The following is a 13,755-nucleotide window of genomic DNA, read 5'->3' as shown; positions in this document are numbered from 1 at the left end:
GGGCGACAAGGGCAACAAGGGCGACCGCGGTTCCCACGGTCCCCGGGGCCATCAGGGTCCGTCGGGCGGCCCCCAGGGACCGCAGGGCCCCCAGGGTGTCCCCGGTGACACGGGTCCGCAGGGTGTGCCTGGTGACCAGGGCGTGCCGGGTGACCAGGGTGTGCCGGGTGTTCAGGGTCCACAGGGTGACATCGGCTTGACCGGTGACACGGGTCCGCAGGGTGTGACCGGTGAGCAGGGCGTGGCCGGTGCCACCGGTCCGCAGGGCGACACCGGTGCCACGGGTGCCACGGGCTCGACCGGCCCGACGGGTCCGCAGGGCGAGACCGGTGCGACCGGCCTGACCGGAGCCACCGGCCCGCAGGGCGACCCGGGTGCGACCGGTGCGACCGGCGGCACCGGTCCGCAGGGTCCGCAGGGCGACGTCGGTGTGACCGGTGACACGGGTCCGCAAGGTGTTCCTGGTGACCAGGGTGTGCCGGGTGTTCAGGGCCCGCAGGGTGACATCGGTGTGACCGGTGACACGGGTCCGCAGGGTGTTCCTGGTGAGCAGGGTGTGCCGGGTGTTCAGGGTCCGCAGGGTGACATCGGTTTGACCGGCCTGACCGGTGACACCGGTCCGCAGGGCGACCCGGGTGTCACCGGCCCACAGGGTGACCCGGGTGTGACCGGTGCGACCGGTGACACGGGTCCGCAGGGTCCGCAGGGCGAGACCGGTGCGACCGGCCTGACCGGTGCCACCGGTCCGCAGGGTGACCCGGGTGTCATCGGCGCGACCGGTGACACGGGTCCGCAGGGTCCGCAGGGCGACACCGGTGCCACGGGTACCACGGGTGCGACCGGTCCGACGGGTCCCCAGGGCGAGACCGGTGCGACCGGCCTGACCGGTGCCACCGGTCCGCAGGGTGACCCGGGTGTGACCGGTGCGACCGGTGACACGGGTCCGCAGGGCGCTCAGGGCGACATCGGCGACACAGGGCCGCAGGGTGCCACCGGGGACACCGGTCCGCAGGGCGCCCAGGGCGCGGTGGAAACCACCGTCGTGACCGGAGCCGCCGGTCCGCAGTCGACGGCCACCTGCCCCGCCGGCCAGTCGGCCGTCAGCGGTGGTTTCGAGGACGTCTCCGGCACCTCCGCCGCGAGCCAGAGCGCGCCGGTCGGCGGCTCCCCCGCCACGGGGTGGCAGGCCACCAGCGACGACGGCACCGACGTCACGGCCTTCGCGATCTGCAGCCCGTGACCCGTGGGTGAGCGGCGGTACGGCGCAGTCGCCGGCCGCCCGCCCCACCACGGAAGGAGTGACGGTGCCCCGAGGCCTCGGCCTCGCGGGCACCGTCCGCCATGTCACGCCGCATTCGACACCATCAGCCTCGACGGGCCGGCCTGTGGTTTCCGGACGCCGGCCTGCGACACACTCGGAGAACCATGCGCATCCTTGTGACCGGCGGCGCCGGATTCATCGGTTCGGAATACGTCCGGCGGCGGTTGGCCTCCGATCCGGCGGCGCGGATCACCGTCCTCGACGCACTCACGTACTCCGGGGTCGAGGCCAACCTGGCGCCGGTGGCGGACCACCCGGGGTACACCTTCGTCCGGGGCGACATCTGCGACCCGGACGTGGTCGGCCAGGTCATGGCGGGCCAGGACGCGGTGGTCCACTTCGCCGCCGAGTCGCACGTGGACCGCTCGATCCACGGGGCGGGCCCCTTCGTCCGCACCAACGTGACGGGCACCCAGGTGCTCCTGGACGCGGCCCACCGCCACCGCGTCGGCCGTTTCGTGCACGTGTCCACCGACGAGGTCTACGGCTCGATCGGCGAAGGATCGTGGACCGAGCAGAGCCCGCTCGCCCCGAACTCCCCGTACTCCGCCTCCAAGGCGGGCTCCGACCTGCTGGCCCTCACCTACCACCGCACCCACGGCCTGGACGTGGTTGTCACCCGGTGCACCAACAACTACGGGCCCCACCAGTTCCCCGAGAAGGTCGTCCCGCTCTTCATCACCCGCCTGCTCGACGGGAAGAAGGTCCCCCTGTACGGCGACGGCCGCAACGTCCGCGACTGGTTGCACGTCTCCGACCACTGCCGGGGCATCGACCTGGTCCTGCACGGCGGCAGGGCCGGGGAGGTCTACCACATCGGCGGCGGCACGGAGCTGACCAACCACAAGCTCACCGGCCTGCTGCTGGACGCGGTCGGCGCGGACTGGTACCGGGTCGAGCACGTCGCCGACCGCAAGGGCCACGACCTGCGCTACTCGCTGGACGACGGCAAGATCCGCGAACAGCTCGGCTACGCCCCGCTGACGGACCTCGCCGAAGGCCTGGCCACCACGGTCGCCTGGTACCGGGCACACCGCGCCTGGTGGGAGCCGCTCAGGGAGAGGGCCGGGCTGTGATGAGCACCACATGGCTGGTGACCGGTGCGCACGGGCTGCTCGGACACGAGATGCTGGCCGAACTCGCCACCGACCCGGACGCCGAGGTGACCGGACTGAGCCGGGAGCGGCTGGACATCACCGATCCGGCCGCCGTGCGCGACGCCGTCCGGGGCCACCGTGTGGTCGTCAACTGCGCCGCCTGGACGGACGTCGACGGCGCCGAGCGGTCCGAGGCGGCGTCAACGGCCGTCAACGGCACGGGCGTACGCCACCTGGCCCGGGCCTGCGCGGATTCCGGCGCGCTGCTGTTGCACGTCTCCACCGACTACGTGTTCCCGGGCGATCGCCGCGACCCCTGCCCCGAGGACGCGCCCACGGCACCCGTCAACGCCTACGGGCGCGGCAAACTGGCGGGCGAACGAGCCGTTGCCGAACTGCTGCCGCACGGCGGCTATGTGGTGCGTACCGCCTGGCTCTACGGGGCGCACGGCCGCAACTTCGTGTCCACCATGCTCGAACTCGCCGCCCGGCGGGAGACCCTGGACGTGGTGGCCGACCAGCACGGCCAGCCCACCTGGTCCCGGGTGCTCGCCCGGCGGCTCGCGGTCCTCGGCCGTGCGGCCCTGTCCGGGCGGGCACCGGCCGGCACGTACCACGGCACGGCGGCCGGCCACACCACGTGGTACGACCTGGCGCGGGAGACCTTCCGCCTCGCGGGCCTCGATCCGCAGCGGATCCGCCCGGTCGGCTCGGACAAGTTCCCGCGCCCGGCGGCCCGTCCGGCGTTCGGCGTGCTCGGGCACGACAACTGGGCCCGCTGCGGGCTGCCGCCCCTCGAGCGGTGGGACGACCAGCTGACCGCGGCCCTCGCCGAGCCGTCGTTCGCGGCCCTGGCCGCCGCGGCGCGCGCGAACCTCGCACGCCTTCGGACCTGAACGCCCGTGCGGGCCCTGGGATCTCGGAAAGCCTGCGGACAAGAAGAGGCGCCCCGGCGGTACCTGACGGTCCGCCGGGGCGCCTTCGCGTGCGGGTCCTAGACCCGCAGCGGTCCTCCGCACCGCTCGGCGCCGTCCTTCATCGCGATGAGGTTGGCGACGACGTAGGAGATGTTGTTCCGGGAATGCCACTCGCTGGGGAAGTAGGTGACCAGCCGCGAGGACTGGAACCTGGCCTGGATCTCGGGCACGAAGGTGCGGTACTGGTTGTCCGTGTAGTACCAGAACGAGTTCTCGTTGTAGTAGGCCACGTGGGTCGGGTCCTGGTACGCGCCACGGCCGTCGGAGCTGGGCGTCATGGTGAGGAGCATGCCGCCGGGCGCCAGCAGCCGGTACAGCTCGTTGATCAGCGGCACCTTCGCGGGCACGTGCTCGAGGAAGTCCACCGCCCGCATCAGGCCGACGGAGTTGTCGGGCAGGTCCAGCTTCCCGGGCAGGGTCGCGACGATGTCGACGCCGTCTCCCGGGTACTGGTCCACGCCCAGGTAGCCCGGCGGCTTGCGGTGGGCCGCGCCGAGGTCCAGGGCGAGCAGGCCGCGACGCCCGCTCCAGGCCAGGGCGTTGGCCTCGATGTACTTGTCGTACAGGGCGACCGTCTCGCGCTGGATGTGCGCGTTGATCTCCGGGTCGCGCTGGGTGTTCGCCGGGTGCATCCGCTGGAGGTAGAGGCAGCGGTTGACGTGGTGGAAGTCGCCGACGTGGAACAGCCGGCACATCAGGTCCTGGTCGTCGAGCACGGTGCGGGAGGCGTCGTACCCGCCGGCCTTCTCGTAGCTCTCCTTGCGGAACGCCCGTACGTGGTTCGGCGCGTACCAGATGTAGGAGACGTTGTGCGGCGTGGACTCCATGGAGACGGCCTGGAGCAGCTTGCGGCCGTCGACCCGCACCTCCTCGAACTTCCAGCCGTGCGCCTCGTTGAAGCGGGAGTTGTCCCGCTTGCCGTCCTCGGTGATCTGCGCGGTGTTGGAGTAGACGAGGACGGCCTCGGGGTGTGCGTCGAACGCCTTGCCCAGCTCGGCCAGGCAGGCCTTCGCCATGAGGTCGTCGTGGTCGAGTTCGACGAGGATCTCTCCGCGGGCCAGCTCACAGGCCCTGCGCTTGGCCGCCCCGACGCCGCTCATGTCGTCCGCGATCTCCACACGGATCCGGTCGTCGTGCTGCTCGGGCCGCCACCGGGCGCCGTTGTTGAGCAGGACGATCCACTCCCAGTCCGAACAGGTCTGCGCCTGAAGCGTGGTGAGGCACTCATCGAGGAAACGGGGCTGGTGGCTGGGGGTGAAGACGGAGAACCTCGGTGTCGCAGTCGACGTCATCTGGTGGCACCTGCCTGACTCGATGTCGGTGGTGGGCTTACCTTGTCCCGGAACCGCTCCGGGACCGCGGAGTGCAGCGAGGGGTCCGCCGCGACGGCCCGGCCGAACTCCTTCTCGGCCTCGTCGTCGCGGTCCTTCTGGGCCAGGATCAGGCCGAGTTGGAGATGGGCCGTGGCGGCCCCGGGCGTGGCGGCGATGGCGCGGTGCAGGAGTCCGACGGCCTGGCCGGGGTCGTGCGGCTTCACCAGGACCGCTTTGTTGTAGAGGGCCGGGGCGTACTTCGGGTCGATCTTCAGCGCCTCGTCGTAGGCCTGGTGGGCACTGCCCGCCCTGCCTTCCTGCTGGGCGATGACACCGAGGTCGTACCAGGCGACCTTGTTGCGCGGATCGAGTTCCAGCACGCGCCGGAAGGTCCGGGTCGCCCCGACGAAGTCGCGGTACTGCACCTGGAGTTTGCCGGCTTGCAGAAGCGCGGCCGCCTCCTGCGCCTGGTGGCCGTGCACGGCCTTGGATTCCGGGGCGGTCGCGGTCATCGGGTGGGACGCGATCGCCCAGGAGGTCACCCCGGTGGCAACTGCGCCCACGCCGACGAGCGTCACCAACAATCGCCTACGTTTCACTTTGTCACATTTCGTGGAATAGTGAAGGACGGACTGAGGCGGCTCTTCTCGTGCGGCCGGAACCGGAGCGCGGGTCTACCGGGTCCACCGGTGCCGACGGGCTGGAGTCCGAACCACCGTCATGTGCGCCGACGTTACGAGGCCGACTTGTCGGCGTCGCCGTTCGGCAGGCGGGTGGGGCGTACAGACCACTCGAATGTACGCAGGAAAGGTGGCGCGACGACGTGCGCGTTCATGGCGCCCGGTCCGCGCGTCGCTGCGGGTGCGCGCGGACCGGGGCCGGTCGAGGGGCCCCGATCGGGTGGTGCTAGTGCCGCGGCGGGCAACGTTTGCCCGTCAAGGAGCGGCGTCCGGTGCGTGCTCTGGGGGTCCCCCCTGCTCGAAGAGCTTGGGGGAGTGCCGGCCGGAAGCCCTCGTACTGGATGTACTCGGGCTTTCGGCCGGTGCGGCGAGAGGGCGTGCCGGGCGTCGCGACGGGGCAAACGTTGCCTGTCGCGGCACTAGCCGGCGGCGGTCAGCTTCCGCGGCTCGCCCTGCGCGGCCGCGTGCGCGTCCATCCGCTCGGCCGCCAGGATCGCCGCCCTGGTGTCCGCCCGGGAGGCGGCGACGACCAGTGCGCGGCCGGCGAGCGCGTGCGCCCGCTGGTGCAGCGCCGACGGTTCGCGGGCGGCGGCCGTCGACACGCGGCCCGGAGCCTGACCTCCGCCCAGCCGGGCCACCTGCTCGGCGAGCCGCTCGGCCGCGGTGTCCAGGTCGGGGGAGGGGGCCAGCGCGCGCAGCTCGTCCGTGACGGCGAGCAGTGCCGCGAGATGGCCCGTGAGCTGGATGTCCAGCTCCTCCTCGCGGGAGCGATGGGGGAAGTCGGAGGTGGCGCCGGCCATCGGGCCCTGGACGGACCTGCCGGAAGGCCCGGTGCGGTGCGGTTCGTACATGGGATGGCCTCCTGTGCTCTGACAGAAGGCATCCTAGCTTAGAATCCGTCTAAAGTTGAGTCGGTTCGCGGAACCGGTTCGTAGGGGCACCGAACGTGAGCGTCAGGCCTGGCCGTAGCCGTCCAGGAAGGCCCCGATCCGCCCCACCGCTTCCCGCAGGTCGCCGACCGAGGGCAGGGTGACGACCCGGAAGTGGTCCGGCTCGGGCCAGTTGAAGCCGGTGCCGTGCACGACCATGATCTTCTCGCGGCGCAGCAGGTCCAGGACCATCTGCCGGTCGTCCTTGATCTTGAAGACGGCGGGGTCCAGGCGCGGGAAGAGGTACAGCGCGCCCTTCGGCCGCACGCACGTCACACCCGGGATCTGCGTGAGCAGCTCGTAGGCGACGTCCATCTGTTCCTTCAGGCGCCCGCCCGGCAGGATCAGGTCGTTGATGCTCTGCCGCCCGCTGAGCGCCGCCACCACACCGTGCTGACCCGGCATGTTCGCGCACAGGCGCATGTTCGCCAGGATCGTCAGGCCCTCGAGGTAGGAGTCGGCGTGCGCGCGAGGGCCGGAGACGGACATCCAGCCCACCCGGTAGCCGGCCACCCGGTACGCCTTGGACATGCCGTTGAACGTCAGGGTCAGCAGGTCCGGCGCGACCGACGCGGTCGGGGTGTGCGTGGCGCCGTCGTAGAGGATCTTGTCGTAGATCTCGTCGGAGCAGACCAGCAGGTTGTGCCGGCGGGCGATGTCGGTCAGCCCCTTGAGCACCGCCCGGTCGTAGACCGCGCCGGTGGGGTTGTTGGGGTTGATGATGACGATCGCCTTGGTGCGGTCGGTGACCTTGCGCTCCACGTCGGCGAGGTCGGGCATCCAGTCGGACTGCTCGTCGCAGCGGTAGTGGACGGCGGTGCCGCCGGACAGGGAGACGGCGGCCGTCCACAGGGGGTAGTCCGGCGCCGGCACGAGGACCTCGTCGCCGTCGTCCAGCAGTCCCTGCATGGCCATCACGATCAGTTCGGAGACGCCGTTGCCGATGAAGACGTGCTCGACGTCCGTCTCGATCCCGAGGGTCTGGTTGTGCATGACGACCGCGCGCCGGGCGGCCAGCAGGCCCTTGGCGTCGCCGTAGCCGTGGGCCGTCGAGACGTTGCGGAGGATGTCCTCCAGGATCTCCGGCGGGCACTCGAAGCCGAACGCCGCCGGGTTGCCCGTGTTCAGCTTCAGGATGCGGTGACCAGCTGCCTCCAGGCGCATCGCCTCCTCGAGCACCGGGCCCCGGATCTCGTAACAGACGTTGGCGAGCTTGGTCGACTGGATCACCTGCATGCCAAGGAGCTTACGGCCGCGTATCGCCCTATGGCGCGTGTTATCCGCCACGTGAGACATCCGCGTGTCGGCCCGTGCCGCCGCGGCAGGGCAGGGAAAGCCCTCGGCCCCGTACCGCTCCCTTGTTGCGTCACCCCTCCGCACTCACAATGCGCATGACAACGCACGGCGGCCGGAGAATGTCCGGCCGCCTCCGTCGCAAGAGGGGACCCCACATGAGAAAGCCTCTCGTCGCCGCGCTGTTCGCCCTGGTGATCGCCGGGGCGGGCGCGGTACCCGCGGTCGCCGCGCCCGCGCCCGAGCCGAACGCCGCCCGGGTGACCGGCGCGGACCGTGCGACGGCCGCCCCCGCCCTGGCGGCCGTCGACTTCGCCGGCACCGTCGCGCTGAGCAACTGCTCCGGATCGGTCGTCCGTCTGCCCGGCTCCGCCGACAGCGACCCGGCGCTCGTGCTCAGCAACGGCCACTGCCTGGAGACGGGCTTCCCGTCGCCCGGCCAGGTGATCGTGGGCCAGTCGTCCAGCCGCACCTTCGGCCTGCTCAACTCGGCCGGCACCCAGGTCGCGACGCTCCGGGCGAACAAGGTCGTCTACTCGACCATGACCGACACGGACGTCACGATCTACCAGCTCACCAGCACCTACGCGCAGATCAAGAGTTCCTACGGCATCGACGCGCTGACCCTGAGCGACACCCACCCTGGTTGCCGGCACCGCCACCAAGACCACTCTTGGTCAGCGAATGACTGTTCGAGTTAATGCTCTCCAGGGTGATGCCGCGGCGCAGAGCCCCGCGCGGGAGTGGTCCCACGTTACTGTTGTCCGGTCTGGCAACGAGATTGGCGGACCTACCGCCGGACGGGCGGAAAGTAACGCCTGTGGAGGCCCATGTAAGACCGTCTCCCGTGAGGGAGGAGGCAGGGGCCTGTGAAGCAGGAACCCGTGGTGGCGCCGAGCAGCGGCGCGGACCGAAATCGCCTGTATGCGGGTGAGGGCGTCAATGGAAGCGGATCTACAGCTGCACACACCCGGATTCGTTTGCCGGGGCGGTCGGTCGCGGCTCAGGTCCGGCGGACCGCCCGTCCCGCCAGGACGCCGGTGCGCCGCCCGTCCTCGATCACGAACCGGCCGTCGATCAGGACGTACGGAATCCCCGTCGGCAGCGCGCGCGGCCGTTCGAAGGTGGCGCCCGGCGCGACCGTGGCCGGGTCGAACAGGACCAGGTCGGCCCGGTACCCCTCGCGGACCACACCCCGGTCCGGCAGCCGCAGCCGGGCCGCCGGGCGCCCGGTGAGGTGCGCGACGCACTCCTCCAGGGACAGCACGCCCAGCTCCCGCACATACCGGCCGAGGTACTGCGGGAAGGTGCCGTAGGCCCGCGGATGCGGCTTGGCGCCCCGCAGGATGCCGTCGGAGCCGCCGGTGTGGACGCGGTGGCGCATGATCGCGCGGACGTTCTCCTCGTGGCCGACGTGCTGGAGCACCGTGGTGCCCAGCCGGTCCTCCCGCAGCAGCCGCCGGGCGGTGGTCCAGGGTTCCTCGCCGCGCCGGGCCGCGGCCTCCCGGACCGTCAGGCCGACGTACTCGGCGAGCGCGGGGACGGCGACCCCGGAGATCTCGACCGTCTCCCACTCCACCGGGACCCCGTGGCAGCCGTCCGAGCCGGTCACCTCCAGGTGGTGGCGGATCCGCTCCGCGGTGTCCTCGTCGGCCAGCCGCCCGAGGACCGCCTCCGGGCCGCCCTCGCCCGCCCAGCTCGGCAAGAGGGCCACCAGGGTGGTGCAGCCGGGGGTGTAGGGGTAGGTGTCCAGGGTGATGTCGGCGCCCGCGGCCAGCGCCTCGTCGAGGAGGGCCAGCAGCTCGCCGGCGCGGCCCTGGTTCGGGCCGAAGTTCAAGGTGGCGTGCGCCAGGTGCAGCGGGCAGTCCGCCGCACGCGCGAGCCGGACCATCTCCGCGTACGCCTCGAGGGCCCCGGCGCCGTAACTGCGGTGGTGCGGGCAGTAGTAGCCGCCGTGCGCCGCCACCACCCGGCACAGTTCGGCCAGTTCGGCGTCCTGTGCGTACATCCCCGGGGTGTAGGTCAGGCCGGAGGACATGCCGACCGCGCCCTGCCGCATGCCCTCGGCGACCAACTGCCGCATCCGGGCCAGCTCTTCGGGCGTGGCCGGACGGTCCTCCCAGCCGACGGCGAGCGCGCGGACCGTGCCCTGCGGAACCAGGTAGGCGGCGTTGACGGCGATGCCCTCGCCGCCGAAGCCGTGGTCGAGCCGGTCCAGGTACTCACCCACCGAACGCCAGGTGAAGTCGAGGTCGTCGCCGTCGCCGTTCCAGCCGCTGATCGCCCGGCGCACCTCGGCGAGGGTGCGGTCGTCCACCGGCGCGTACGACAGCCCGTCCTGCCCGACGACCTCCAGCGTGACGCCCTGCGCGGCCTTCGCGCTGTGGTCGGGGTCGCGCAGCAGGGCGAGGTCGCTGTGGGCGTGCATGTCGATGAAGCCCGGGGCCAGCACCAGGCCCTCCGCGTCCAGCTCCCGCCGTGCCCGCGGGCGCTGGCAGCCGGCCGCCGCGGCCTCCTTGACGACCGCGACGATCCTGCCCTCCTTCACGGCCACGTCGGCGCGGTAGGAAGGGGCTCCGGTGCCGTCGGCGACGTCCGCGTCCCGGATGACCAGATCGGCGAAATCGGCGAACCCCACCGGATCCATGGCGGCGCCTCCCGGAGCCTCTAGAAGAACGTACGGACGTAGTCGACCACCGTGCCGTCCGCCTCGGCCACCGGGATGAGCGGCCACTTGTCGAAGGACGTGCACGGATGGGAGAGCCCGAGGCCGACCCAGTCACCGACCTCCAGCTCCGCCCCGGGGGCGGTGCTCAGCCACGCGTGCTGGTCGGACAGGCGGGTGACCTCGACCCCCGTCGCGGGGCGCTCGACGCCGCCTTGGCGCACCACCTGGGCGACGGGCAGATCGAGGTCGTGGGCCGCGTCCCGCTTGCCCGCGTTGACGAAGGCCTGGTCGGGGCTGGGGCGGGAGACCACCTGCGCCCAGAGGCGGAAGGCGGGCTCCAGGGTGCCCTCCTCGGGGACGCGGTTGAAGGGCGTGATCCTGCGGTAGTGCCCGTCGTCGTGCGAGACGTACGCGCCCGAGCGCAGCAACTTCAGCACCGGCAGGGACAGTTCGGGGATCTCGGCGAACACCTCCGCCACTGTGTCGAACCAGGCGCTGCCGCCCGCGCTCACCACGATCTCCTGGGCGCCCGCGAACCTCCCCGCCTTGTCGAGGTCCACGGCCAGGCCGACGAGCCGGGTCAGCCACGCCCGCACCCGCTCGGGGTCGGCCCGCGGCACCTCGCCCTCGTAACCGGCGACCCCGACGAGGCGCAGGGTGTCCGTGCCCGCCACCGCCTCGGCGACCGCCAGGCACTCGGCCTCCGTGCGCACACCGGTCCGCGCGCCCTCACCGGCCGCCAGTTCCACCACCACGTCGACCGGGTGGTCGGACCCCTTCAACGCCGCGTCCATCAGCTCCACCCCGCGCACGGAGTCGACATAGCAGACGAAGCGGAAGGACGGATCGGCGGCCAGTTCGGCGGCGACCCAGCGCAGGGCCGCCGGGTCCACCAGCTCGTTGGCCAGGAAGACCCGGCCGATGCCGAACGCCCGGGCCACGCGCACCTGGTGCGGCACCGCCAGCGTGATGCCCCAGGCGCCGTGCTCCAGTTGGCGGTGGAAGAGCTGCGGGGCCATGGAGGTCTTGCCGTGCGGGGCGAAGACCAGGCCGTGGCGGGCCGCGTAGGTCTCCATCAGCTTCAGGTTGTGCTCCAGGCGCTCCGCGGAGAGGGTCAGCACGGGCGTGGTGAAGCCGTCGGTGAAGAGGTTGCGGCGCTCGGCGGCCAGCTCGCCGACGGTCAGGCCGTCCGCGTCCGGCGGGAGGCCCTTGAAACGGTGGTCGACGCGTTCCTCGGCCAGCCGGGCGAGCGCTTCCGTGCTCATCGAGCCTCCTTCGAGGCCGTTGCGGTGTGTGCAACGGCCGTTGCGTGGGATGCTTACCGGTGTCTAGCATCCCGCCGAAGCCGGGTCAATGTCAGCCCCCCGGAAGGGAGGAGGTGCGCACGCCGTGAGTCAGACCGTCGACCGGGCGCTGAGCATCCTGCCGCTGCTCGCGGAGGGCCCCGCCGACCTCGGCCGGGTCGCCGACCGCCTCGGCGTCCACAAGTCCACCGCGCTGCGGTTGCTGCGCACCCTGCATCAGCACGGACTCGTCCACCGCCAGTCCGACCAGCGCTACCGCCTCGGCGCCCGGCTCTTCGCCCTCGCCCAGGAGGCGATGGAGAGCCTCGACGTGCGCGAGATCGCCCACCCCCACCTGCTGCGGCTGAACGAGCAGTGCGGGCACACCGTGCACCTGGCCGTCCACGAGGACGACGAGGTGCTCTACATCGACAAGGTGGACAGCCGCTATCCGGTGCGGATGTACTCACGGATCGGCAAGCCCGTCGCCATCACCGTCGCGGCCGTGGCCAAGCTGCTGCTCGCCGACCTGCCCGAGGCCGAGCGGCGCGCGGTCGCCCAGAGGCTCGACTACCCCCTGTACACGGCCCGTTCGACACCGAACGCCGCCGCCTTCCTGAAGGAGCTGGCGACGGTGCGCGAACAGGGCTGGGCCGCCGACCTCGGCGGCCACGAGGAGTCCATCAACTGCGTCGCCGCGCCCATCCGCGGTGCCGACGGCCGGGTGGCCGCCGCGATGTCGGTCTCCGCGCCGAACGTCGTCGTCACCGCCGAGGACCTCCTCGCCCTGCTCCCGCTGGCGCGCCGTACCGCGGACGCCGTCAGCGACGAGTTCTCCGGCAGAAACCCCTCGGGCACCAACCCAGTGAAGGATCCCGTATGAGCCAGACGACGGCCAAGATCGCCCTCACCCCCGCGACCCACACCACCCCGCCCGCGAAGTTCTCCCACGGGGTGCGCAAGGGCAACATCCTCCAGGTGGCCGGCCAGGTCGGCTTCCTGCCCGCCGAGGAGGGCGTGCCCCCCACGCCGGCCGGTCCGACCCTGCGCGAGCAGACCCTCCAGACCCTCGCCAACGTCAAGGCGATCCTGGAGGAGGGCGGCGCGACCTGGGACGACGTGATGATGATCCGCGTCTACCTCACGGACGTGGACCACTTCGCCGAGATGAACGACCTCTACAACGCGTACTTCGAGGAGCAGGGCCTCACCCAGCCGCCCGCCGCCCGCACCACCGTCTACGTCGGGCTGCCCGCGGGTCTGCTCATCGAGATCGACGCGCTCGCCGTGCTCGGCTGACGCGTCTTGGCCATCTTCGTATAACGAAGTCGGGGCTGGCTGTGTCCCGCACAGGATCGTCGACCATACTGCCCGCTGTGGAGCAGCGCATAGGTTCGAGCAGCCAGCCCCTGAAGGCCGAGCCCGTGAAGGGTGCCGGGTTCGACCCGGCCCACGTCCCCGGGCTCACCGCACCTGCGACGGCGGAACCGGAGGATGCCCGGCCGCGGCCGGCCGAGCAGCCGCCGGAGCCCGAGAAGGCGGTCGCGGACGACACCGGGACCGCCGGGGACACCGGGGACACGGCGCGGCAGGACGACGGGCGGCAGGTGGAGGAGGGGCAGGAAGAGGCCGTCGACGGTCCCGTCTTCGAGGCCGCCGACCGCCGCGCCCGCATCGTCGCCGACCACCAGGGCGTACGCCTCGGCCTGGACGACCAGGAGTGCGAGTTCCGCTGGGACGAGATCGGCGCCGTCGAGACGGCGACCCCCCGTTTCGGCAAGCGGTTCACCATCACCGTCCACACCCCCGACCGGCGCTGGTACCCCATCGAGATCGAGGCCCCGGCCAGGGCACGCTTCGCCGAGTGGGAGACGCGGCTGGACGCGGTCCTGGACGCGTACTTCGACGACGGCACGGCGGACGAGGACGGCGCCGCGGATGAGGACGCGGCGAGCGAGGCCGATGCCGTGGACAAGAACGTGGTGAACGAGGCCGACGGCGCGGACAAGGACTCCGCGGACAAGGACTCCGCGGACCAGGACGCGGCGGACAGGACGCCCGCCGCCGACGCCTGACCTCGCTGACGCCCGGCCCCGTCGATCGGGCCACCCCGCCGATCCCGGCGTCAGCGGTACCGGGGGCAGGGAGCGAGCCAGCGGAGAGACCACATCGGTGGGTGGACCTGCGGGGGGCG

At 71.9% G+C, this 13,755-nt stretch carries 12 protein-coding genes and 1 pseudogene; 7 read left to right on the top strand and 6 right to left on the bottom strand.

The features are described from left to right. The first annotated feature begins 196 nt into the window (after positions 1-196). From ACTYVM_RS18945 to rfbD, 3 genes are all read left to right on the top strand, one after another. A complete protein-coding gene (locus ACTYVM_RS18945) occupies positions 197-1,240 on the top strand; it encodes a hypothetical protein (protein ID WP_445527028.1) in 1,044 nt (347 codons plus the stop codon). A gap of 185 nt (positions 1,241-1,425) precedes the next feature. Then, on the top strand, positions 1,426-2,397 hold the full coding sequence (gene rfbB / locus ACTYVM_RS18940; protein ID WP_445527027.1) for a dTDP-glucose 4,6-dehydratase: 972 nt from the start codon (positions 1,426-1,428) through the stop codon (positions 2,395-2,397). Beyond that, the gene (gene rfbD / locus ACTYVM_RS18935) at positions 2,397-3,314 is read left to right on the top strand and encodes a dTDP-4-dehydrorhamnose reductase (RefSeq protein ID WP_445527026.1); all 918 of its coding nucleotides are present in this window, start codon (positions 2,397-2,399) and stop codon (positions 3,312-3,314) included. Before rfbB ends, rfbD begins: the two co-directional genes overlap by 1 nt. A 98-nt stretch (positions 3,315-3,412) precedes the next feature. Here the strand turns inward: rfbD and ACTYVM_RS18930 are convergent, their stop codons facing one another. The 4 genes from ACTYVM_RS18930 to ACTYVM_RS18915 all read right to left on the bottom strand — a co-directional run bounded on the left by ACTYVM_RS18930 (position 3,413) and on the right by ACTYVM_RS18915 (position 7,553). Further along, a complete protein-coding gene (locus tag ACTYVM_RS18930) occupies positions 3,413-4,687 on the bottom strand; it encodes a glycosyltransferase (protein ID WP_445527025.1) in 1,275 nt (424 codons plus the stop codon). Further along, the gene (locus ACTYVM_RS18925) at positions 4,684-5,271 is read right to left on the bottom strand and encodes a tetratricopeptide repeat protein (RefSeq protein WP_445527024.1); all 588 of its coding nucleotides are present in this window, start codon (positions 5,269-5,271) and stop codon (positions 4,684-4,686) included. Before ACTYVM_RS18925 ends, ACTYVM_RS18930 begins: the two co-directional genes overlap by 4 nt. Positions 5,272-5,807: 536 nt before the next feature. After that, positions 5,808-6,239 carry an SCO4983 family protein gene (locus ACTYVM_RS18920; RefSeq protein ID WP_400028829.1) on the bottom strand — a complete coding sequence of 144 codons (432 nt, stop codon included), beginning with the start codon at positions 6,237-6,239 and terminating at the stop codon, positions 5,808-5,810. A gap of 102 nt (positions 6,240-6,341) precedes the next feature. After that, entirely contained in the window at positions 6,342-7,553 is a 1,212-nt protein-coding gene (locus ACTYVM_RS18915; protein ID WP_400028830.1) for a pyridoxal phosphate-dependent aminotransferase, read from the bottom strand. 215 nt (positions 7,554-7,768) lie between these two features. Here ACTYVM_RS18915 and ACTYVM_RS18910 point away from each other — a divergent pair. Further along, positions 7,769-8,280, top strand: a pseudogene (locus ACTYVM_RS18910) (serine protease); the annotation flags it as partial. Between the two features lie 333 nt (positions 8,281-8,613). Here the strand turns inward: ACTYVM_RS18910 and ACTYVM_RS18905 are convergent. Further along, positions 8,614-10,257: an N-acyl-D-amino-acid deacylase family protein gene (locus tag ACTYVM_RS18905; protein WP_445527023.1), complete on the bottom strand. Its 1,644-nt coding sequence runs from the start codon at positions 10,255-10,257 to the stop codon at positions 8,614-8,616. Between the two features lie 20 nt (positions 10,258-10,277). After that, positions 10,278-11,543, bottom strand: a complete 1,266-nt coding sequence (locus tag ACTYVM_RS18900) for an amino acid deaminase (protein ID WP_445527022.1) — start codon at positions 11,541-11,543, stop codon at positions 10,278-10,280. A gap of 124 nt (positions 11,544-11,667) precedes the next feature. Here ACTYVM_RS18900 and ACTYVM_RS18895 point away from each other — a divergent pair, with 124 nt between their 5' ends. The 3 genes from ACTYVM_RS18895 (at position 11,668) to ACTYVM_RS18885 (ending at position 13,636) form a co-directional block, all read left to right on the top strand. After that, positions 11,668-12,444, top strand: a complete 777-nt coding sequence (locus tag ACTYVM_RS18895; protein WP_445527021.1) for an IclR family transcriptional regulator — start codon at positions 11,668-11,670, stop codon at positions 12,442-12,444. Continuing rightward, positions 12,441-12,860 carry a RidA family protein gene (locus tag ACTYVM_RS18890; protein WP_445527020.1) on the top strand — a complete coding sequence of 140 codons (420 nt, stop codon included), beginning with the start codon at positions 12,441-12,443 and terminating at the stop codon, positions 12,858-12,860. Before ACTYVM_RS18895 ends, ACTYVM_RS18890 begins: the two co-directional genes overlap by 4 nt. 77 nt (positions 12,861-12,937) lie before the next feature. After that, positions 12,938-13,636, top strand: coding sequence for a hypothetical protein (locus ACTYVM_RS18885; RefSeq protein ID WP_445527019.1), 699 nt, complete (start codon positions 12,938-12,940; stop codon positions 13,634-13,636). The last annotated feature ends 119 nt before the right edge of the window (positions 13,637-13,755 follow it).

The organism is Streptomyces cyslabdanicus, assembly GCF_052663305.1.
The sequence above is the reverse complement of the archived record's forward strand: the minus strand, read 5'-3'. Positions and strand labels throughout refer to the sequence as shown.

Excerpts from the sequence above, each read along its gene's own strand:
- rfbB (WP_445527027.1), top strand. The coding sequence starts at position 1,426 with ATGCGCATCCTTGTGACCGGCGGCGCCGGATTCATCGGTTCGGAATAC.
- rfbD (WP_445527026.1), top strand. The coding sequence starts at position 2,397 with ATGAGCACCACATGGCTGGTGACCGGTGCGCACGGGCTGCTCGGACAC.
- ACTYVM_RS18930 (WP_445527025.1), bottom strand. The coding sequence starts at position 4,687 with ATGACGTCGACTGCGACACCGAGGTTCTCCGTCTTCACCCCCAGCCAC.
- ACTYVM_RS18920 (WP_400028829.1), bottom strand. The coding sequence starts at position 6,239 with ATGTACGAACCGCACCGCACCGGGCCTTCCGGCAGGTCCGTCCAGGGC.
- ACTYVM_RS18915 (WP_400028830.1), bottom strand. The coding sequence starts at position 7,553 with ATGCAGGTGATCCAGTCGACCAAGCTCGCCAACGTCTGTTACGAGATC.
- ACTYVM_RS18905 (WP_445527023.1), bottom strand. The coding sequence starts at position 10,257 with ATGGATCCGGTGGGGTTCGCCGATTTCGCCGATCTGGTCATCCGGGAC.
- ACTYVM_RS18900 (WP_445527022.1), bottom strand. The coding sequence starts at position 11,543 with ATGAGCACGGAAGCGCTCGCCCGGCTGGCCGAGGAACGCGTCGACCAC.
- ACTYVM_RS18890 (WP_445527020.1), top strand. The coding sequence starts at position 12,441 with ATGAGCCAGACGACGGCCAAGATCGCCCTCACCCCCGCGACCCACACC.